This is a genomic window from Streptomyces yerevanensis (assembly GCF_000716805.1).
GTDB classification, from domain to species: domain Bacteria; phylum Actinomycetota; class Actinomycetes; order Streptomycetales; family Streptomycetaceae; genus Streptomyces; species Streptomyces flaveus.
On record NZ_JNWJ01000028.1, the window covers coordinates 94,658 to 114,824 of the forward strand.

General features: G+C 68.2%; 18 protein-coding genes and 2 pseudogenes. 12 read left to right on the forward strand and 8 right to left on the reverse strand.

The annotated features are described in order from the left end of the window. Positions 1–44: 44 nt before the first annotated feature. Both OP79_RS27770 and OP79_RS27780 read left to right on the forward strand, forming a co-directional pair. Positions 45–224: a hypothetical protein gene (locus tag OP79_RS27770; protein ID WP_033323943.1), complete on the forward strand. Its 180-nt coding sequence runs from the start codon at positions 45–47 to the stop codon at positions 222–224. Positions 225–969: 745 nt separating this feature from the next. After that, a complete protein-coding gene (locus OP79_RS27780; RefSeq protein WP_033323946.1) occupies positions 970–1,731 on the forward strand; it encodes a tyrosine-type recombinase/integrase in 762 nt (253 codons plus the stop codon). 78 nt (positions 1,732–1,809) lie between these two features. Here OP79_RS27780 and OP79_RS27785 read toward each other — a convergent pair whose 3' ends face one another. Further along, entirely contained in the window at positions 1,810–2,439 is a 630-nt protein-coding gene (locus OP79_RS27785) for a TetR/AcrR family transcriptional regulator (protein WP_033323948.1), read from the reverse strand. Positions 2,440–2,691: 252 nt separating this feature from the next. On the opposite strand from OP79_RS27785, the gene OP79_RS27790 reads away from it, so the two are divergent. The 4 genes from OP79_RS27790 to OP79_RS27805 all read left to right on the forward strand — a co-directional run bounded on the left by OP79_RS27790 (position 2,692) and on the right by OP79_RS27805 (position 7,042). Continuing rightward, on the forward strand, positions 2,692–3,675 hold the full coding sequence (locus OP79_RS27790; RefSeq protein ID WP_033323950.1) for a tetratricopeptide repeat protein: 984 nt from the start codon (positions 2,692–2,694) through the stop codon (positions 3,673–3,675). A gap of 642 nt (positions 3,676–4,317) precedes the next feature. Further along, entirely contained in the window at positions 4,318–4,950 is a 633-nt protein-coding gene (locus OP79_RS27795; RefSeq protein WP_033323951.1) for a DUF6230 family protein, read from the forward strand. 192 nt (positions 4,951–5,142) lie between these two features. Then, entirely contained in the window at positions 5,143–5,679 is a 537-nt protein-coding gene (locus OP79_RS27800; RefSeq protein ID WP_033323953.1) for a DUF6114 domain-containing protein, read from the forward strand. 91 nt (positions 5,680–5,770) lie between these two features. Further along, positions 5,771–7,042, forward strand: coding sequence for a hypothetical protein (locus OP79_RS27805; RefSeq protein WP_033323955.1), 1,272 nt, complete (start codon positions 5,771–5,773; stop codon positions 7,040–7,042). Positions 7,043–7,222: 180 nt separating this feature from the next. Here the strand turns inward: OP79_RS27805 and pyk are convergent, their stop codons facing one another. The 3 genes from pyk to pta form a co-directional block, all read right to left on the reverse strand. Beyond that, positions 7,223–8,641, reverse strand: coding sequence for a pyruvate kinase (pyk, locus tag OP79_RS27810; protein WP_033323956.1), 1,419 nt, complete (start codon positions 8,639–8,641; stop codon positions 7,223–7,225). A 74-nt stretch (positions 8,642–8,715) separates the two neighbouring features. Then, on the reverse strand, positions 8,716–9,957 hold the full coding sequence (locus OP79_RS27815) for an acetate kinase (RefSeq protein WP_051744968.1): 1,242 nt from the start codon (positions 9,955–9,957) through the stop codon (positions 8,716–8,718). Continuing rightward, positions 9,954–12,065: a phosphate acetyltransferase gene (gene pta / locus OP79_RS27820; RefSeq protein ID WP_033323958.1), complete on the reverse strand. Its 2,112-nt coding sequence runs from the start codon at positions 12,063–12,065 to the stop codon at positions 9,954–9,956. Before pta ends, OP79_RS27815 begins: the two co-directional genes overlap by 4 nt. Positions 12,066–12,337: 272 nt before the next feature. Here pta and OP79_RS27825 point away from each other — a divergent pair, with 272 nt between their 5' ends. Further along, positions 12,338–13,363: an ATP-dependent 6-phosphofructokinase gene (locus OP79_RS27825; protein ID WP_033323959.1), complete on the forward strand. Its 1,026-nt coding sequence runs from the start codon at positions 12,338–12,340 to the stop codon at positions 13,361–13,363. A gap of 57 nt (positions 13,364–13,420) precedes the next feature. Here the strand turns inward: OP79_RS27825 and OP79_RS27830 are convergent, their stop codons facing one another. Then, the gene (locus OP79_RS27830) at positions 13,421–14,191 is read right to left on the reverse strand and encodes a helix-turn-helix domain-containing protein (RefSeq protein WP_425428615.1); all 771 of its coding nucleotides are present in this window, start codon (positions 14,189–14,191) and stop codon (positions 13,421–13,423) included. A gap of 172 nt (positions 14,192–14,363) precedes the next feature. On the opposite strand from OP79_RS27830, the gene OP79_RS27835 reads away from it, so the two are divergent. Then, a complete protein-coding gene (locus OP79_RS27835; protein WP_033323960.1) occupies positions 14,364–14,798 on the forward strand; it encodes a PPOX class F420-dependent oxidoreductase in 435 nt (144 codons plus the stop codon). Between the two features lie 239 nt (positions 14,799–15,037). Here OP79_RS27835 and OP79_RS27840 read toward each other — a convergent pair whose 3' ends face one another. Continuing rightward, a complete protein-coding gene (locus OP79_RS27840; RefSeq protein ID WP_245685468.1) occupies positions 15,038–16,588 on the reverse strand; it encodes a cation:proton antiporter in 1,551 nt (516 codons plus the stop codon). A gap of 617 nt (positions 16,589–17,205) precedes the next feature. Between OP79_RS27840 and OP79_RS27845 the strand changes: the two genes are divergently transcribed. Beyond that, positions 17,206–17,742, forward strand: coding sequence for a FluC/FEX family fluoride channel (locus tag OP79_RS27845; RefSeq protein ID WP_078492043.1), 537 nt, complete (start codon positions 17,206–17,208; stop codon positions 17,740–17,742). A gap of 168 nt (positions 17,743–17,910) precedes the next feature. After that, a complete protein-coding gene (crcB, locus tag OP79_RS27850) occupies positions 17,911–18,285 on the forward strand; it encodes a fluoride efflux transporter CrcB (protein ID WP_033323964.1) in 375 nt (124 codons plus the stop codon). 151 nt (positions 18,286–18,436) lie between these two features. Here the strand turns inward: crcB and OP79_RS52180 are convergent. Next, positions 18,437–18,628, reverse strand: a pseudogene (locus tag OP79_RS52180) (carbohydrate ABC transporter permease); the annotation flags it as partial. Here OP79_RS52180 and OP79_RS27855 point away from each other — a divergent pair. Both OP79_RS27855 and OP79_RS27860 read left to right on the forward strand, forming a co-directional pair. Continuing rightward, on the forward strand, positions 18,588–18,803 hold the full coding sequence (locus tag OP79_RS27855; RefSeq protein WP_342669559.1) for a hypothetical protein: 216 nt from the start codon (positions 18,588–18,590) through the stop codon (positions 18,801–18,803). The pseudogene OP79_RS52180 and the gene OP79_RS27855 overlap by 41 nt on opposite strands. Positions 18,804–19,019: 216 nt before the next feature. Beyond that, a complete protein-coding gene (locus tag OP79_RS27860; protein WP_033323966.1) occupies positions 19,020–19,826 on the forward strand; it encodes a hypothetical protein in 807 nt (268 codons plus the stop codon). A gap of 142 nt (positions 19,827–19,968) precedes the next feature. Here the strand turns inward: OP79_RS27860 and OP79_RS55400 are convergent. Then, a pseudogene (locus OP79_RS55400) lies at positions 19,969–20,167 on the reverse strand (hypothetical protein); the annotation flags it as partial.

A 20,167-nucleotide genomic window follows, 5' to 3' on the forward strand; every position in this document is an offset into this window, starting at 1 on the left:
GCAAGCGCAGACGCCCTGACCGAACCTCCGTCTCACCCGGACTTATGAGCGACATTGCCAACGAGTTCGTGGAGGCACTCGAGCCGGCGAGCGTGCTGTCAGTGCGGCGTGACGCCCGGCTGCTCCTCGACAATCTCACCTCCGCCCAGATCGAGGCACTGGGGAAGGCGTTCCACTACGGGGAGGAGGTCGTGGGCGACGTCAAGCACCTCGTCGACACGTAGGCCCGTCGGCCTCACTTCGGCCCGCACCTTTTGTGAAAGGTGCGGGCCGTCGGCGGTGTCCGCCTGAACGTCGCGCACTGATGGTGAAGCACCCGTCACAGCCGGTGAGTTCGGCCGGTAGACTTCAGCCGTGACGCGCCCGATGGGCGCGTCCTCCCTTCACTCCGGGCCCCTCCTCTTCGGGGCCCGGCCCGACGAGAGCGGTCCCGGGACCGTGACTGGCCGCCTCACGTCGAAGGGAGGACGCCCCCACATGGGCTGTCACGAGGAGCAGAAACCGACTCTCGTCATGCGGCTGCTCCGGCTCTTGCCGGAGCGAGCGGCGAAGCACGCGAGGAGGTGGCTGCTCTGGTGGCTCACCAGGTAGCCGGATATCCCCACACGGACTGGGGACATCCGACTGGCTCCTGGTGAGCCGGGGCCTCGCTTGGAGTTCCTGCTCCGAGCGAGGCCCACCTTCTCTGGTGGCTCAGCAGGTAGCCGGATATCCCCCCGGTCCTGGGGACATCCGACAGGCTCCTGGTGAGCTTGGGTATCCGCCTGAGCAAAGCATTGACGGCCCAGACGGTGCCTTCTCTGCCTCCAAGTACAGCACACCAGACCCCCACCCAGCCCACGATCAGCCACTGTTCACGCAACCGCCCGCCGCGCCGCACGCCTCCCTCCTCTCTGTCGTCCTCGGCGTCGGCAACACCCGCTCCGGTGCCGAATCCCCGTGCCAGGATGGCCCGCGGAGGAGGGCACCATGGGCTGGGATCCGTACGAACTGCTGGAGCCGTGGCTGGCGGCGACCGTGTACCCCTCGCGTACGCGCGAGAACTACCGGGAACATGCCGACGACTGGCTCCGGCACTGCCGTGAGGCCGGGCCGTCCTGGGACCGGGTCGCCGCTCAGCACATCGCCCTGTGGGCCCATCGGCCCGGGGCACCGCACAGCGCCACGGCCCGGCGCGTCTCCGCGGTCCGTTCCTTCTACGCGTACGCCCTCCGCAGGGACGCCGTCGTGTACAACCCGGCGGCCCGCCGCCCCCGCCTCACGAATCCGGCCCAGCTGACTCCGGCGGGCCTCGACCCATGGCAGATCGCCGTGCTCCTCGCCGCGTTCGACGAACGGGGCCCTGCCGAGTCGTCCCACCCTCACCAGGACCGCGCCTGCGGCTACCTGCAACTCGGCCTGGGGCTGCGCTCCGGCGCGGTCCTGGCCATCCACCTCGATGACCTGAGCACCGAGCGGGACATCGGCCGGGGCGCCGACACGCTGCGGCTGCCGGACCCTGGGGGAGGACACCGTATGGTCCCCCTGCCGCCGCTGGTCGGCGAGGCCGTCAACGCCTACCTTCCGCGCAGGCGTTCACCCCGTGACAGCACGCGTGGCGGTCCGCTCTTCACCGGCCGTACGGGCGTCAAGATGCCGCACCGCTATCCGCATGACCTGCTGCGTGTGGTGGCTGAGGGGAGCGGTCTGCTTTCACCGCTCGTATCAGGTGGCCCAGTTGGGCGGGCATAGCGGCGATGATCTCGTGTGGGGTGTCGCTTTCGCGGAGGCGGACGGTGCCCTCCGGGGTGGCGGCGTTGAACCCGTGCGTCAGGCCGTTGCCGATGCGGTCAGGCCGTTCAGCAGGAGCTTGGCGAAGGCCCGGGCCCAGTCCGTGTCGACGGGCTCTGCGCTCACCAAGGCCCGGTGCACCACCGTGCCCGCGATCACGTCGAAGATCAGGTCCGCGGTGCGGGCCGACTCCTTGAGATCCGTCTCGGGCGGTAGTTCTCCGCGGACCTGGGCGCGGGCCCGGCCCTCCAGGACCAGGCGCTTCTGCCGGTCGACGATCGATGTGCGGATGCGTGCGCGCAGTGCGTCGTCGCGGACCGACTCCGCTATCACCGCCATCAGGCCGCTCTTCGCCTCCGGTCGCGCCAGGATCACCGCGAACTGGAGCACCACGCCCTCGACATCCGCCGCGAGGCTGCCGCGGTCGGGGATTTCCAGTTCGTCGAAGAGCTCCGCCACCGCGTCCACGACGAGTTCGTTCTTGCCGGCCCAGCGGCGGTAGAGGGTCGTCTTGGCGACGCCTGCGCGCGTCGCCACATCGCCGAGCGTCAACTTGGACCAGCCGAGTTCCACCAGCGCCGCGCGCGTCGCCTCCAGGATCGCCGCGTCCGCGGTGGCGCTGCGGGGGCGGCCCCCTGTGGCGCGTGGGGCGGAAGTGCGGCTCTGCATCCGTTGACCATATCCAGGGGTTCCGGTGGTGCGGTGGGGGGAAGCAAGGTGAGGGAGGTCACTGGGAGATGGTTCCGCGGCGGTTCCCGGGCCAGTTACGCTACGGCTCGTAGCGAAAGCCTGCGTACGAGCGACGACCACAGCGACAACCACGCAGACGCCAGGTGGGGACCCGGCGTCGGACGCCACGCGGCAGGCCCGGCTTTTTACCGTGCTTTTCCGGTACGTGCGCGGAGGGGGGAAGATGAACTCATGCAGCCACGGAACATGTCCATGAGCGGAGTCGTCGACCTCGCCGCGGTGAAGGCGGCCCAGGAGGCCAAGGCGAAGGCGGAGCAGGCGCGCGCCGAAACGGCGAAACAGGGCGGCGGGGGTGCCGTCTCCGCCGCGAGCCTTGTCATCGACGTAGACGAGGCGGGTTTTGAGCGGGACGTCCTGCAGCGCTCCACCGAGGTGCCCGTCGTCATCGACTTCTGGGCCGAGTGGTGCGAGCCGTGCAAGCAGCTGAGCCCGCTCCTGGAGCGGCTCGCCGTCGAGTACAACGGCCGGTTCGTCCTCGCCAAGATCGACGTCGATGCGAATCAGATGTTGATGCAGCAGTTCGGGATCCAGGGGATCCCGGCTGTTTTCGCGGTGGTGGCCGGCCAGGCCCTGCCGCTCTTCCAAGGTGCCGCCCCCGAGCCGCAGATCCGGGGCACTCTCGACCAGCTCATCCAGGTCGCCGAGCAGCGCTTCGGCCTGACCGGCATCGCGGTCGACCCGGACGCGGAGGCCAGGCCTGGTAGTGAGGCCGAGGCGGCTCCCGAGGTGCCGGCCGGTCCGTACGACGCGCTGCTCGAAGCCGCCGTACAGGCCCTGGACGCGGGGGACTTGGGTGGTGCGGTGCAGGCGTACAAGAACGTGCTGAGTGACGACCCGGGTAATACGGAGGCCAAACTGGGCCTTGCCCAGGCCGAGTTGCTCCAGCGCGTGCAGGACGTCGATCCGCAGCAGGTGCGCAAGGACGCCGCCGACAAGCCGGCGGACGTACAGGCTCAAATCACCGCGGCGGACCTGGATCTGGTGGGTGGTCATGTCGAGGACGCGTTCGGACGGCTTGTCGACACCGTGGCGCGTACGGCCGGTGACGACCGGGAAGCCGCGCGTGTGCGGTTGTTGGAGCTGTTCGAGGTGGTCGGCAGTGACGATCCGCGCGTGACTGCTGCACGCAGAGCACTGGCCCGTGCCTTGTTCTGACCGGGCGTGATCACTGAGGCAACCAGTGTGCAACCACTGTGACCCCTGGTGCCTGAGTGAAAGATTTGTCGACTCAACGACCTTGCGGCCGCGTTTTACCAAATCTTGGTAAACGCGGCCGCTGTTACTTGGAGTAAGAGACGGGCGTTGATCTGTCGGATTCCGTCCGAGGATCAATCGTTTTGGTGCCCACCTCGGGGGCACCCTCCGCTGTCGGCCGATACCGGGGGGTCGTTGTTCGGTTATCCGGCCGTTACTAGCCAGTAACGATCCCCCTTGCGGAAGACGGCGTGAATGCACCACGATCGGCCACGCTCGGTCCATTCCCGTTCCCGACAGCCAATCGGGGCAACGGGTTTCACTGGGTCCCCACCGAGTAGGAGCGGCGGCAGTGGCGTCACTCCTTGGACAGGGGGGTCTCTGCTTTCGAGCGGAGCCTGTCCGGCAGGTTGTGCGTGAAGTGTTCAGGCGCGACCAGTGGTTGTCGCTCGGGGGTGATCGCTTGTGTTGGGGCGCCCTTCGCGCCTCTGACGTACGGGCGCTCTCCTTCCCGAGGACGTAGCACTTCTCCCATCCCTGCCCGACTGAGCCGCCGACCGGGGGCCGTCAGGGCCGGAGATGTACGTCCGAGAAGGAGGAAATATGGAGTCCCATGTGCGTGGCGGGACCAGATGGAAGCGGTTCGCGGTTGTCATGGTGCCCAGCGTGGCCGCGACGGCCGCGATAGGCATGGCCCTGGCCAACAGTGCTCTCGCCGCGTCGTTCAGCGTGTCGGGCCAGTCGTTCAAGGTGACGACCAAGGAGCTCAAGGGCACAGGCTTTTCGCAGTACGGCGCCATCGACGAGGGTTACACCCTCGACGGCAAGAAGACGTCGCACCCCGTCGCGGTCTCGGCGTTCGAGACCGCGACGATCAAGGACCTGTGCCAGTCCGTCGTCACGCCGAACATCCCGGTGCTCGGCAATGTCAGCCTCGTCCTCAGGGCCGGTGGCGGTGAAACGCCGGTCGAGGCGAAGAATCTGTACATCGACGTCGCCGACCTGAAGGCCGATGCCGAGTTCACCAACATCGACATCGGTGTGGCCGCCGGAGACGCCAACAAGGGTCCCGGCATTGCCAAGGGCGACAAGGCGAACCCGTTCGGATTCGCGCAGCAGGCCGACGAGGTCCTGCTCAAGGAAGTGGAGCAGACGGCGTGGGCGACCACTGCCGGAACCTTCAAGCTGAGCGGGCTGACGATGAAGCTGTCCACGGGCGTCAAGGAGTGCTACTAGGCGCTCCGTGACGGGTGGGGGAGTCCCGCTTCCTCGCCCGTCACACCTCCTTCTCGTCTTTGAAGTCCGTATGCAGGTTCGTCGGATGTCGTCATCGATGTCCGTCCGACACCACCCGGTCCGTAGACTCGCCACCCCCCCCACACCCAGCTTTCACCCTCACAGCAACGCCGTTCCAGGGAGCTGTTTTCCATGAGCGCCGAGACTCCAGCCACGCGCAGCCAGTTCACCGACAAGCGGCTGCTGTTCCGCGCCTGGAGGGGCAGCCGACCGTTCTGGGCCGGACTGTTCATCCTGCTCGGCGGGATCCCGATCATTTACTTCCCGTACGCGAATCTCCAGATAGGTCACCTGACCCTGGCGATGGCCACCACCGCGGGCGCGGGTTCCCTGATCATCGGCGTGCTGCTGATCGTGCTCGGCATCAGCCTGTGGTTCCAGAAGCATGTACGGGTCTTCGCCGGTGTGGCGGCGATCCTGCTGGCGCTGGTGTCCATTCCGGTGGCGAACCTTGGTGGGTTCGTAGTCGGCTTCCTGCTGGCGCTGTTCGGCGGGGCGATGGCCGTGTCCTGGGCACCCGGCGAGGAGCCCGCGGCGGGGCCGGCCAAGACGGACCGTACGGACGAAGGAGGCGCCCCCGGAGCCATGGCGGCGGGCGGGGCGAACGAGCCGAACGATCTGTCAGGAACGAGCCCGAGCAACGGGGCGAACGGGAGGCACCGTGCCTGAGGAGGTCCACCGCGTGAGCTCGGGGGTGCCCCGGGCGAGAACCGGGCCGCGGCATGCAGCCCCCAAGAAGCCCTTGTTGACGAGGCTGCAGATGCCCGCGGGCAAGGCGGTGGCCATCGCGTCGATGCCGACCGCGATCCTCATGGGCATGGGCCTCACGCCGACGCTCGCCCGGGCCGACGACAAGCCGTCGGCGAAGAACCTGACGATCGACGAGTACAAGGAGTGCGTCGACGCGCTCGAGGAGGAGAGCGAGGAGGGCAAGGACGCGTCGGCGTCGCCCTCGCCCTCCGCCTCGACGAGCCCACCCGCGTCCGACGACAAGGAGGAGCAGGGCTCCTCGGGTGAGGACGCTTCGGGCGACAGTTCCGCGGACAACGGCTCGTCGGACAACGGCTCTTCGTCGGATTCAGGTTCCGACGACAAGCCCGAGACCGAGCCTGAGCCCGAGCCCGCCGACCCGGCTCCCGAGGAGCCGGCCGAGGAGGAGCCGGCGCCGTCTCCTTCCCCGTCCGAGAGCAATCACCCGCTCGACCCGCTGGGCCTCGGCAAGGCGCTGGAGGATCTCTTCACGCCCGACGACAAGGAGAAGGAGGAAGAGGCGGCGGCCAGCCCCTCGCCCACTCCCTCCCCGTCGGCGAACGAGGACAAGGCGAAGGACGAGGCCGAGAAGGCCGAGGACACTGCTGGGGACGCCGCGGACAAGGCGACAGACACGGTCGAGGACGCCGCCAAGGACGTCACGGACAAGGCGGACGACGCGGCTGAGAAGGCCGAGGAGACCGCCGAGGACACCGCGGAGAAGGCGGAGGAGGCAGCCGACGAGGCCAGCCCGTCCCCGACCCCGAGCCCGTCCGCGAGTGAGGGCACGGACCCTGAGAACTGCCCGGCCGCCACGGAGGACGAGGGCGGTGTCGAGCAGGGCATCCCGGCCCTGGCCGACGACCCCTGGCAGCTGGAGGCCAGCTCGCTGCTGCTCAAGGGCGCCGACTACCAGGGCGTTGTCAAGGTGAAGACCGCCAACGGCACGGTCAAGGAGGTCCTGAAGTACGTGATCTCCGACGGCACCGACATCGGTGATCTGCACCAGACCGTCGACGACAAGAAGGCCGGCGCCAAGCACCACGTGCAGGCGGGCAAGGGAACCACGTCCACCATCCGTGACGGCAAGACGGTCATGTACACGGAGAGCATCTCCGGCAACCTGCTCGGCCTGATCCCGGTCACGTTCGACCCGAAGCACCCGCCGCCGCTGAACATCCCGCTGATCTACTTCACGAAGGTGAAGGTCGTGCAGGCCGCCCAGTTCGGCGGGACGTTGACCGTCCCCGGCCTGCAGCAGTACACCACGCCGCTTGGGTAGTCCCACGGGGCGCTCCGCTGGAGGTGCAGTCTGGAAACTGCGGGCCGCCTATGGCTGGTCGCGCAGTTCCCCGCGCCCCTTACGGGGCGCTCCGGGAGCCGCACACACCCTGAGGGCGCCCCCTGCGCGGCAGGGGGCGCCCTCAGTGACGTACAGCGGCCCTACAGGCCGTACGGGCGGTCAGCCGCCCAAGTGGTGCACCCGCACCATGTTCGTGGTGCCGGGCACGCCGGGAGGCGAACCGGCGGTGATGATCACCGTGTCGCCGTCGTTGAACCGCCGCAGCCTGACCATCTCCTGGTCTACCAGGTCGACCATTTCGTCGGTGCTGCTGACGAGCGGCACGACGTGGGGCTCGACGCCCCAGCTCAGCGTGAGCTGGTTGCGGGTGGACTCGTCCGGGGTGAAGGCCAGGATCGGCTGGACCGCGCGATAGCGGGACAGCCGGCGGGCGGTGTCGCCGGACTGGGTGAAGGCCACCAGGCCCCTGCCGCCCAGGAAGTCCGCGATCTCACACGCGGCACGGGCCACCGAACCGCCTTGCGTACGCGGCTTCTTGCCCGGTACGAGCGGCTGCAGGCCCTTGGAGAGCAGTTCCTGCTCGGCGGCCTGGACGATCTTCGACATCGTCTTCACGGTCTCGATCGGGAACGCGCCCACGCTCGACTCGGCGGACAGCATGACCGCGTCCGCGCCGTCCAGGATCGCGTTGGCCACATCGGACGCCTCGGCGCGCGTGGGGCGGGAGTTGGTGATCATCGACTCCATCATCTGAGTCGCGACGATCACCGGCTTGGCGTTGCGGCGGCACAGCTCCACGAGGCGCTTCTGCACCATCGGGACCTTCTCGAGGGGGTACTCGACGGCCAGGTCGCCGCGGGCGACCATGACGCCGTCGAAGGCCGCGATCACGGCCTCCATGTTCTCCACCGCCTGCGGCTTCTCCACCTTGGCGATGACGGGGACCCGGCGGCCCTCCTCGTCCATGATCTTGTGTACGTCGTTCACGTCGTCGGCGTCACGCACGAAGGACAGCGCGACCAGGTCGCAGCCCATGCGCAGCGCGAACCGCAGATCCTCGACGTCCTTCTCGGACAGCGCGGGCACGTTCACGGCCGTGCCGGGCAGGTTGATGCCCTTGTGGTCCGAGATGACGCCGCCCTCGATGACGACCGTCCGGACCAGGGGGCCCTCGACCTCGACGACCTTCAGCTCGACGTTGCCGTCGTTGATCAGGACCTGGTCGCCCTTGGCGACGTCGCCCGGCAGGCCCTTGTAGGTCGTGCCGCAGATGGCCTTGTCGCCCGGTACGTCCTCGGTGGTGATGGTGAACTCGTCACCGCGCTCCAGCTCGACGGGTCCCTCGGCGAAGGTCTCAAGGCGGATCTTCGGGCCCTGGAGGTCGGCCAGTACGCCGATCGCGAGGCCCGTCTCCTCGGCGGCGGCCCGGACACGGTCGTACCGCCCCTGGTGCTCGGCGTGCGAGCCATGGCTGAAGTTGAAGCGGGCCACGTTCATACCGGCCTCGATGAGCGACACAAGCTGCTCATGGGAGTCGACGGCTGGGCCCAGTGTGCAGACGATTTTGGAACGGCGCATGGGGGCGATCCTAACGGTTTGTTTCAGTACGGAATATTCCGTCTGGTGGAAGCTACAAAGGGGCGGAATGCCGCTCAGTTGAGGGCTTGTGAACCGCCGACGGGCGCCTCGGGGCTGCCCACAAGTGCGTACGTCTGGGTGGCGATCTCCAGTTCCTCGTCGGTCGGGACGACGGCCACCGCGACCCGCGCACCCTCCGGCGAGACCAGCCGCGGCTCGTCGGACCGGGCGCCGTTGCGCTCGGCGTCGACCGCCAGGCCCAGCCCCTCCAGGCCCGCGACCGCAGCCTCGCGCACGGGGGCCGAGTTCTCACCGACCCCCGCCGTGAAGGCGATCGCGTCCACCCGGCCGAGCACCGCGTAATAGGCGCCGATGTATTTCCGCAGGCGGTGGATGTAGATGTCGAAGGCGAGCCGCGCCCGCTCGTCCCCTTCGTCGACGCGGCGACGGATCTCTCGCATGTCGTTGTCGCCGCACAGGCCGATCAGGCCGCTCTTCTTGTTCAGCAAAGTGTCGATCTCGTCCATGGACAACCCGCCAACACGTGCCAAATGGAAGATGACCGCCGGATCCAGGTCTCCGGATCGCGTACCCATCACCAGCCCCTCCAAAGGCGTCAGCCCCATGGACGTGTCCACGCACCTGCCTGCCCGGACAGCCGAAGCCGAGGCTCCGTTGCCCAGGTGCAGCACGATGACGTTGACCTCGGACGGATCCTTGCCGAGGAGCCGGGCCGTCGCGCGCGAGACGTACGCGTGCGAGGTGCCGTGGAAGCCGTAGCGGCGGATGCGGTGCTCGTCGGCGGTCTCGACGTCGATCGCGTAGCGGGCCGCGGACTCCGGCATCGTCGTGTGGAACGCCGTGTCGAAGACGGCCACCTGCGGGAGGTCCGGGCGCAGCGCCTGTGCCGTACGAATGCCCGTCAGGTTGGCCGGGTTGTGCAGGGGCGCCACCGGGATCAGCCGCTCGATCTCCGCGAGGACCCGCTCGTCGATGACCGTCGGCTCGGTGAACTGCTTGCCGCCGTGCACGACCCGGTGGCCGATCGCCGCCAACTCGGGGGAGTCCAGGCCGAGTCCGTCCTTGCCCAGCTCCTCGGCGACGGCCTTCAGGGCGGCCTCGTGGTCGGCGATCGGGCCGGTCTGCTCGCGTGCCTTGCCCCCGTTCGCCAGCGGGGTGTGCTTCAGGCGGGACGTCTCCTCACCGATGCGCTCGACGAGACCCACCGCGAGACGGCTGCTGTCCCGCATGTCGAGCAGCTGGTACTTCACCGACGAGGAGCCGGAGTTGAGGACGAGGACGCGGGTGCCGTTCACAGGGCGGAAGCCTTCGAGGTCGTGAGCGAGGGACTGGGGGTCTGGGCCTGGGCCTGGATCGCCGTGATGGCGACGGTGTTCACGATGTCCCCGACGAGCGCGCCGCGGGACAGGTCGTTGACCGGCTTGCGCAGGCCCTGCAGAACCGGGCCGACGGCGATCGCGCCGGCCGAACGCTGCACGGCCTTGTACGTGTTGTTGCCGGTGTTGAGGTCCGGGAAGATCAGCACGGACGCCTGCCCGGCGACCTCGGACCCCGGCAGCTTGGTCGCCGCGACCGACGGCTCCACGGCGGCGTCGTACTGGATCGGGCCCTCGATCTTCAGATCGTCGCGGCTCGCGCGGACCAGTTCGGTGGCCCGGCGCACCTTGTCCACGTCCGCGCCCGAGCCGGACGTCCCGGTCGAGTACGAGAGCATCGCGATCCGCGGCTCGACACCGAACTGCTGTGCGGTGGCGGCCGATTGGACGGCGATGTCGGCCAACTGCTCGGCGTTCGGATCGGGATTGACCGCGCAGTCCCCGTACACCAGGACCTTGTCGGCCAGGCACATGAAGAAGACGGACGACACGATCGACGCATCCGGCTTGGTCTTGATGATCTCGAAGGCCGGCCGGATGGTCGCCGCGGTGGAGTGCACCGACCCCGACACCATGCCGTCGGCCAGCCCCTCCTCGACCATCAGGGTGCCGAAGTAGTTCACGTCCGAGACCACGTCGTACGCCAGCTCCACGGACACGTTCTTGTGGGCGCGCAGCGCGGCGTACTTCTCGGCGAAACGCTCGCGCAGCTCGGAGGTCGTCGGGTCGATGAGCTGGGCCTTGACGAGGTCGATACCGAGGTCCGCCGCCTTCTTGCGGATCTGCTCCACCGGGCCGAGCAGCGTCAGCTCGCAGACACCGCGCCGCAGCAGCACCTCGGCGGCGTGCAGTACGCGCTCCTCGGTGCCCTCGGGCAGCACGACGCGACGCTTGTCCGAGCGGGCCTGCTCCAGGAGCTTGTGCTCGAACATCATCGGCGTGACACGGTCGCTGCTCGGTGCCGAGACCCGGCTGAGGAGGCCGCCGGTGTCCACGTACCGCTCGAAGAGGCCGAGGGCGGTCTCCGCCTTACGGGGCGTCGCCGCGCTCAACTTGCCTTCCATGCCGAAGAGTTCGGCCGCCGTCGGAAAGCTGTTGCCGGCCACCGAGACGACCGGGGTGCCGGGGGCGAGCCGGGCGGCCAGCGTGAGGACGTCGTCGCTGGGGCGCTCGTCCAGGGTGAGCAGGACGCCCGCTATGGGCGGGGTGCCGGCGCTGTGCGCGGCGAGCGCGCCCACGACGAGGTCGGCGCGGTCGCCGGGGGTGACCACCAGGCAGCCCGGGGTCAGGGCGCCGAGGAAGTTCGGCAGCATCGCGCCGCCGAACACGAAGTTCAGCGCGTCGCGCGCGAGCCCCGAGTCGTCGCCGAGCAGGACCCTGCCGCCGAGCGCGTGGGTGATCTGGGCGACCGTCGGCGCGGCCAGCGCGGGTTCGTCCGGCAGTACGTAACAGGGCACCGGGAGGCGGGAGTCGAGGCCCGTGTGGATCTCCGCGCGGTCCAGCGGGGCCACCCGGTTCACCACCATCGCGAGGACGTCACAGCCCAGATGGTCGTACGCCCGGAACGCGTTGCGGGTCTCCGCCTGCACCGACTCCGCGGTCTGCTCGCGGCCGCCCACGACGGGGATGACGGAGGCGCCGAACTCGTTCGCCAGCCGGGCGTTGAGGGACAGCTCGTCCGGGAACTGCGTGTCCGCGTAGTCGGTGCCCAGGACGAGCACCACGTCGTAGTCGCGCGCCACCCGGTGGAAGCGGTCCACCAGCTGCGAGACCAGCTCGTCGGTGCCCTGCTCGGCCTGGAGCGCGGACGCCTCGTGGTAGTCCATGCCGTAGACCGTCGCCGGGTCCTGCGCGAGCCGATAGCGGGCCCGCAGCAGTTCGAAGAGACGGTCGGGATCGTCATGGATGAGCGGGCGGAACACGCCCACACGGTCGACCTGGCGGGTCAGGAGTTCCATGACTCCCAGCTCGACGACCTGGCGACCGTCACCCCGGTCGATCCCGGTCACGTACACGCTGCGCGTCACGCGTGCTCTCCGTTTCCTCACTGGTCAAAAACAGCCGCTATCGTGGGGCCCGTGCGTGCCCCCTTGACAATACCTCTGGGCATGGTTAAGGCACCCGACCCGTCGCGGCGGGACATGGCTGTGGGGGACCGGTGGCCGAGAGGCCCTCAGGCCCCCCGTGAAACAATCGGACCGGCTCACACGTACCGACACTTCACGACAGCTCACAAGACGACAGTTCACAAGTACCGACAGCCCTTACGTACCAAGCAGCGAGCAGGAGAAACAGCACGATGCGTATCGGAGTTCTCACCGCAGGCGGCGACTGCCCGGGGCTGAACGCAGTGATCCGGTCGGTCGTGCACCGAGCCGTCGCCCACTACGGCGACGAGGTGATCGGCTTCGAGGACGGTTACGCGGGACTGCTCGACGGCCGCTACCGCAACCTCGACCTGGACGCGGTCAGCGGCATCCTGGCCCGCGGCGGCACGATCCTCGGCTCCTCCCGCCTCCAGCGCGACCGGCTGCGCGAGGCCTGCGAGGGCGCCCAGGACGAGATGCGCGAGTTCGGCATCGACGCACTCATCCCGATCGGCGGCGAGGGCACGCTCACGGCCGCCCGGATGCTCTCGGACGTCGGCCTGCCGGTCGTCGGTGTACCGAAGACGATCGACAACGACATCTCGTCCACCGACCGCACCTTCGGCTTCGACACCGCGGTCGGCGTCGCCACGGAGGCGATGGACCGCCTCAAGACCACCGCCGAGTCGCACCAGCGCGTCATGGTCGTCGAGGTCATGGGCCGTCACGCCGGCTGGATCGCGCTCGAGTCCGGCATGGCCGCCGGCGCCCACGGCATCTGCCTGCCCGAGCGGGCCTTCGACCCGGGCGACCTGGTCAAGATGGTCGAGGAGCGCTTCGCCCGCGGCAAGAAGTTCGCGGTGCTGTGCGTGGCCGAGGGCGCGCACCCCGCCGAGGGCACCATGGACTACGGCCACGGCGAGATCGACCAGTTCGGCCACGAGCGCTTCCAGGGCATCGGCACGGCACTCGCGTACGAACTGGAGCGGCGGCTCGGCAAGGAGGCCAAGCCGGTCATTCTCGGCCACGTCCAGCGCGGCGGCACACCGACGGCGTACGACCGCGTGCTCGCCACCCGCTTCGGCTGGCACGCCGTCGAAGCCGCCCACCGGGGCGACTTCGGGCGGATGACGGCGCTGCGCGGCACGGAGGTCGAGATGGTGCCGCTCGCGGAGGCGGTCACGGAGCTGAAGACGGTGCCGAAGGACCGGATGGACGAGGCGGAGTCGGTGTTCTAGAGGTCTGTGTTCTGGAGCGGGGTTCTGGAGCGGGCTCTGCTAATGGGGCGTTGCGCTCTATGGGGCGTGGTGCTGGACCTTGGACCAGAAGTGGTCGACGACCTGGTCCAGGAAGTCCCGGCCCACGTCCCCGGCCTCGACGGCCACCGTCCCGTTGCCCCAGCTCAGGGTGGGCGCCATCTGTAGCTGGTACTCCGTGTACAGCGACTCGAGCACGTCCTCCACGAGCCACCGGTCCAGCGGCAACAGCTTGCTGACCGGACGCACGTACGCCTGCCAGCGCGTGGAGCACGCGTTGCGCAACAACTCGGCGAGTTTCGGGCGGCGTCCGCGGACGGTGACGAGATCCGGCAGCGCGAGGCCGAGCACCTCGGCGAGGGCCGCGGACTGACGCTCGTTGCCGCGCCACTCGTTGTTCTCCTCCATCCGCAGATACACGGGGAGTTCGAGTCCCACGGCCCGCGCGACGTCCTCGGCCGGGATGCCGCGCGCGAGCCGGAATTCCCGCAACGTCTGTGGTGCGCCGATGAGTTCGGCGGGCGAACACCACAACACGCCCGCGAGCGCGACGAGTTCGGCATTACCGGGCGCCGCGGTGCCTGTCTCCCAGGCGGCGACGAGGTCGGGTGTCACATAGGGCAGTCCGTACGAGGTCCGTATCCCGTACGCGACATGTTCTGGTCCCATGCCGAGCGCGGCACGGAGTCTGCGGGCGACGGGGGCGTTGAAGGGTGGGATGGGCTCAGGGGCGGGGGGTGGCGATTGGTGCACGTGCACAAGGTAGGGGTGCGGGGCTGCGATGACTACGGTCTGTTCGGCCAGGATCACAGATTGTCGGATTCTACGATTTCGGATGCGAGTCCGATCACGCCGGATACTTGTCCGATACGTGTTCGGGGTGGCTGAAGATCATCTGGTGGGGGCCTGGTTCCGGCCACGAGGATGGCGCCGTACGTGCCCGTGCGAGCGGGCAGCGCGAGCGTGAAGGGGCGGCACCGCTATGAGCAGCATCGACGGCCACATTCGAGAGCGGCTTCTGGCGCCGAACTTCTGGCACCTGGCGACGGTCGGGCCGGACGGGGCACCGCAGGTTTCGCCCATGTGGGCGGACATGGAAGGTGAGTACGTCATGGTCAACACGTCGATGGGCCGCGTGAAGGTGGACAACCTGCGGCGCAATCCGAGCGTTTCGCTGTCCCACCATGACGCCGAGAACCCTTACGACCGGGTGGAGATCCGGGGGCGGGTCGTACGTTTCGTCGAGGGCGAGGTGGCTGAGCGGGCCATGGACCGGCTGACGCAGAAGTACATCGGAGAGGACCGGTATCCGTGGCTGCTTCCGGGGGAGCAGCGGGTGATGCTGCTGATCGAGCCGACGCGGGTGCGGCATGTGGTGGGGGTGGAGAAGTTCCGTCCCGGGGTGCTGCCGGAGTGAGAACACTGCGGCGGAGAGGTCGCAGTCACTGAGGTCTTTCAGCGTTGCCGCTCCGGGGCGAGGACGGCTGCTGAGATGTGGTCGGCCGGGCCGTCGCCGGCCCGGTCGCACTCGGTCAGGGTGCCGTCGCGCGGGACGAACCCGGGGTCCGCCTCACGCAGAGCGCGCGGCGGACCGGGGCGCGGGCGGCCGGCAGGTCGATTCCTTTCGACAGCTGCCGTGCCCCTCGATCACCTGCGTCAGCCTTGTTGTGGCGGTCGGTGCCGGTCGGCTTTGGCCGGGGTGATTGCCGTACCTTCCTGCTGTACAGCACGGTCCACGGCGCTGGCCCGGTCCTGCCGGTCCTCCTCGGCGCCCTCGGTGTCGGCGGCAGGTCGATGGCATTGGCGGGCCTCGCCCGTTGGGTCCTCCAACACCTTCTCCGGCCCCATCGCCGCGTTGGAACCGCTCGCTGGTTCACGCACTGTCTGTCCGGGAACGGCGTCCGCCCGCGGGGGCGGACGGTCCGAGGAGAAGAGCGCGGGGTCACTGGACAGCGCCCGGGTCAGCCATACCCCGGCGAGCTGGGAGGTGAGGATGGACAGCAGCACGAGGGCGACGAAGAACCGTCCGTTGATAACGCCTGCACCAAAGGTCACCGAGGCCAGGATGATGCCCGGGCCGCCGCGGGCGTTCATCGCCACAGCGAAGTGGGTCGACCACGACGGTGACTTGCCGGCCAGGCGCGCCCCCAGCCACACGCTGCCGAACTTGACCACACAGGCCAGAACGAACAGCCAGCCGAAGAAGACCAGATCCAAGTTGTGGACCAGGTCGAGGCGGAAGCCGACGAGCGCGAAGTAGATCGGGATGAAGAAGGCCAGTGAGAATGCGCGCACGGCCTCCTGCCCAGGTGACGCCGTCTCCTGGCCCGCCATGGCGATGCCCGCCATGAGCGCGCCGAAGATCGGATCGATGCCCAGGCCCATGCAGCCCAGGCACAGGGCGAAGAGGAACACCAGGCGGAACGCCGCCGGGTTGCGCCGCTCCAGCACACCCAGGGGTCCGGCGGAAAGCCGGCGGAACGCTGCCCGGCCCCCGGCCAGGCAGACCGCGAAGAACAGCACCGAGGCGCCCACGTAGTAGGCCACGTCCCAACCCACCGCGTGGCCGGGGAGCAGCGCGGGCAGGCCGTAGGAGGTGTCCGCCTGGATGTGGGCGAGCCCCAGGATCACCGCCAGGACAACATAGAGCAGGACGTCCTCGACGACGGCGACCGTGAGCACCATCCGGGCGAAGAGGCTGCCCATGATGCCGAGATCCATCATGATCCGGGAGATGACCGGGATGCTGGTCACCGCGATGGCCAGGCCCAGGACGAGTGAGATGCTCGCCGCCGACCCGTGCGGGCCCGCCAGGCCACCGGTATCCACCACCTGGGCAATGGCCAGACCTGCCGCGAACGGGATCACCAGGCCGGTGACGGTGGTGAACACCACGGTCTTGCGCTCCGTGCCCAGGCCGCTCTGGCGCATCTCCAGACCGGCCAGGAAGACCATCAGGATCGTGCCGAGCTGGTAGACGGCGCCCAGCGTGTGGGCGGTGGCGCTGGAAGGCGGCACCAGCCAGCTGCTCACCGAGGGGGCGAGAAGGCCCAGGGCACTGCCCCCGAGCAGCAGGCCCCCGACGATCTCGCCGATCACCGGAGGCTGGCGCAACCGTGCGAAGAGATGTCCGCAGAGGTGCGCCGCGACCAGAAAGACGGTCAGCACGATCAGAATCCTGGCTATCTCCGCAACCGTTAGGGGCATGAGCACGCCTCCGAAGCGTCTAGGACTGAAACCTTTCGAGTGCTGGAGACGTGGGGGAGGGAGACTCCAACGAGCAATGTCGTGCGTTTATCGGATGATTCTTTTGCGTCAGAGATACCCGGACGTATCCTGATTGACCCTTAAGACAGCCAAATTCCCATCATCTGTTTTCTCAATGTTAATTCGAACTAATAAGCATTGTTATGTCAGTACGAATCACCGTCCACACGCCGCTCACGCGCCGACCGGAGCAACGACGAAACCCACCCTGCGGATCGAAAGGCGGCGCCCCGAACAGGCGTCGCAGCGTGGGCGATTCGGATCTGCCCAGGGGTGGCGCTCCCGCTGTGGGGCGCGGGGTCGGGCTGCTGTGACCGTCGCGACGCGGTGCCCCAAAGCAGGGCATGGATGCCACGGCTGGCGTCCGGATTCCGACCTTGATGCCAAGACCTTTTCGCCGGTGAACATCTACGGCATTATTTCTGGTGGCTTTTAGAAATAGATGGCCGATATGTGGACATATAGCTCGGTATGAGTGTGTATCGCATCGCTGTCAGGCAGCCACGCTGTGGCTGTCGCTTTGGTCATTGCGTTCCCTCCTGTCTCTGTCACTCCAGATGGAGCCTTTCTCTTGGAGGGATTCAGCAGCGACAAGTCCGAACACTGCGTGGACTACGACCACCTGTCCCGCATCCGATGGCCGGTCTGATCACCGAAGGCACAGGGCCCCTCTCGCGAAGCGACGCGAGCGGCTACACGGGCGGGGGCCGGTGCTTGCGGTGACAGCCCTCGGCGGAGGGCTTGGCGCAGCGGCACGGTACGGGGCTGAGCTGCTGTGGCCGACTGCGCCTGGCGCCTTCCCCTGGACGATGCTGGAGATCAATGCAGTTGGGTGCGCGATGTTCGGTGTGCTGATGGTGGTCAGCAGCGAGGTGCGGGCGCCGCACCGGCTGGTGCGGCCGTTCTTCGGCACCGGGGTGCTGGGCGGCTTCACCACGTTCTCCGCCTACGTGGGCGACATCCGGCGCCTGGTGGGCCAAGGTCACGCCACGACAGGGTTGGCGTTCCTCGTATTGACACTCGTGGTGTCCCTGGCGGCGGCATGGAGCGCGTCAGCCGTCACGCGTCGCCTGATCGCTCGGGGGCTCACATGACACCTGGCCGACAGCGCACCGTAGAAGGCGGTCATCACCGGAAGAGCGACCTGTGGCGGCCGGTGACGCCGAGGGGATCCGGGCGATCTGCCGCAGTGGACGAACCAGGTGGTGAGGGCCTGCTGTCCTTGTCGAGGCCATCCGCCGCACGGGTAAGGGGCTCCTGACGTGAACTGGTTGCTCGTCGTCGTCGGCGCGATGGTGGGGGCGCCGCTGCGGTACCTGATCGGCCGGGCAGTCGAGGCCCGTAACGACACGCTTTTCCCCTGGGGGACGTTCATCGTCAACGTGGCCGGCTGTCTTGTCTTCGGGCTGCTGACCGGCGCCGTGACGTACGGCGACGCACCCTCCAGCGTGCGGTTGCTGGTGGGGGCCGGGGTGTGCGGGACACTGACCACCTACTCAGCCTTCTCCTATGAGACCGTTCGTCTGGCCGAGATAGGGGCGCGGCTCTACGCCGTGGCCAATGTCCTCGCGAGTGTGGCCTCCGCGATCGGGGCCGCCTTCATCGGCGCAGCGCTGGCGGAGGCGATGTGGGCATGAGCGAGGTGGCAGAACTCCGGGGCAGAACTCCGGTCGCGCTCAGCAGGAGCACGAGGCCGATACAGAGGTCGTTGGAAGCGTTTGTCGCTATCACTCGGCGGAGTCTGTCAGACGTTCCCAGTCATGGAGTCGCATTTCTCCTTTCTCCATTTCACCCCTTGGTCGCTCCACCCAAAGCAAACCCACCACCCAACAGCCGTGCCACGAGCGCGTACAGCAAAATGACCGGCGTCGAGTAGACGACCGAGAACGCGGCCAACTGCCCATAAACCATCGTCCCCCGGTTCCCGAAGAAGTCATTGATGCTCACCGAAGCGGGCATTTGCTCCGGGCCGAGCAGCATCGACGGCCACATTCGCGAGCGGCTCCTGGCGCAGAAGTGCATCGGCGAGGACCGCTGTCCGTGGCTGCTTCCGGGGGAGCAGCGCGTGATGTTGTTGATCGAGCCGACGCGGGTGCGGCATGTGTTGGGGGTGGAGCGGTTCCGTCCCGGGGTGCTGCCGGAGGGCTCCGCTTGAGGGCCGGTTGGGCACACGTCAGAGGGTTGTGGTCGACCCGGAGCATGCGCCACCCGGCGCGGAAGTGATCGCCGGGCTACGCTCGGCTAACGAACCACCGATGACGAACCACTGATGGCAGGACTCCTGAGTACAACCCTGGCCCGGCCACGCGGGTCTTGCTCGCGTGAACTCTGCGCCGCATCCGGGCGCAGGGCGTTGATCAGGAGATGCGTAATGCGAGCCACTGCCATACGTCGTACCGTCCTGACCGCTTCCGCGGTCTCCTTCGCGATTCTGGTCACCGCCTGCGGTGGCAGCGAGCAGGGCGGTGAGGACAAGGAGGCGACGAAGGGCGGCGCCAAGTCCGAGAAGCCGGCGGCGAAGGCGCTCGCCGCCGACGAGCTGGAGAAGCTCGTGGTCGCCAAGGGCGACGTCGAGGGCCACGAGATCACGGAGCCGGGGAAGGACGACGTCTTCGAACCCGACGCCCTCTCCTCCGTCGAAAAAGCCGAGTGCAAGCCCGTCGCTCAGGTGCTGTCCGCCCTGCCTGCGGGCGAGCCAGCGGCGAGCGCCCAGCGGCTCGTCGTCCAGGAGCCCGAGGCGGCCAAGAAGGACATGCCCTCGACGGAGGAACTCGCGGACATGACGGAGAAGGAGGCCGAGGAGGCGATGATCGACTCGCTCGACATCACCAAGACGATGACCTCCCTCTGGTCCTACGACGCCGACGGCGCCGAGCAGACCCTCGCCACACTGCGGGAGGCCGGCAAGAAGTGCGCCGGGGGCTTCGCCATGACGATCGACGGGGAGAAGCAACAGGTCACCAAGGTCAGCGAGGAAAAGCTCTCCGTCGGCGAGGACGCCGTCGCCTGGACCGTGGGGACGAAGCAGGACGCCGCCGCCGACACCAAGGTCGTCGTCTTCCGGCAGGGCACCACGCTCGCAGGGTTCTCGTCCTTCAACATCGCGGCGATCACCCGAGGCGAGGCGTTCGAGCTGCCGACCGCCGTCATTGACGCGCAGGCGGCCAAGCTCGGCTGATCCGTACGCCTGCTGCGGAGTCTGGTTCCGGCGCTTCCGGATCAACACCGCCTCAATGAGTGCACTCTTTGAGCTGAGCTGAGCTGAGCAGGGTCGGGGACTGGAAACGGGGCGCAAGCCACCGTGCCAGCCCTGACCCTGCTCACAGTAGGTGGTCGGCCTTTCCGGCCTTGATGTCGAGGATGAGGGTGCGGAGGGCTTCGCGGGTGTCGGTGAGGTAGTGGTCTTCTTGGCCGGCTAGGGCTATCGGGATCGTCGGCAGTACTCCGGGCTTCAGCCCGGAGGTGTAGCCGACTTTCCCGCGTAGCGGGGCAAGGAAAGGCGAATCGCCGTCAGGGCGA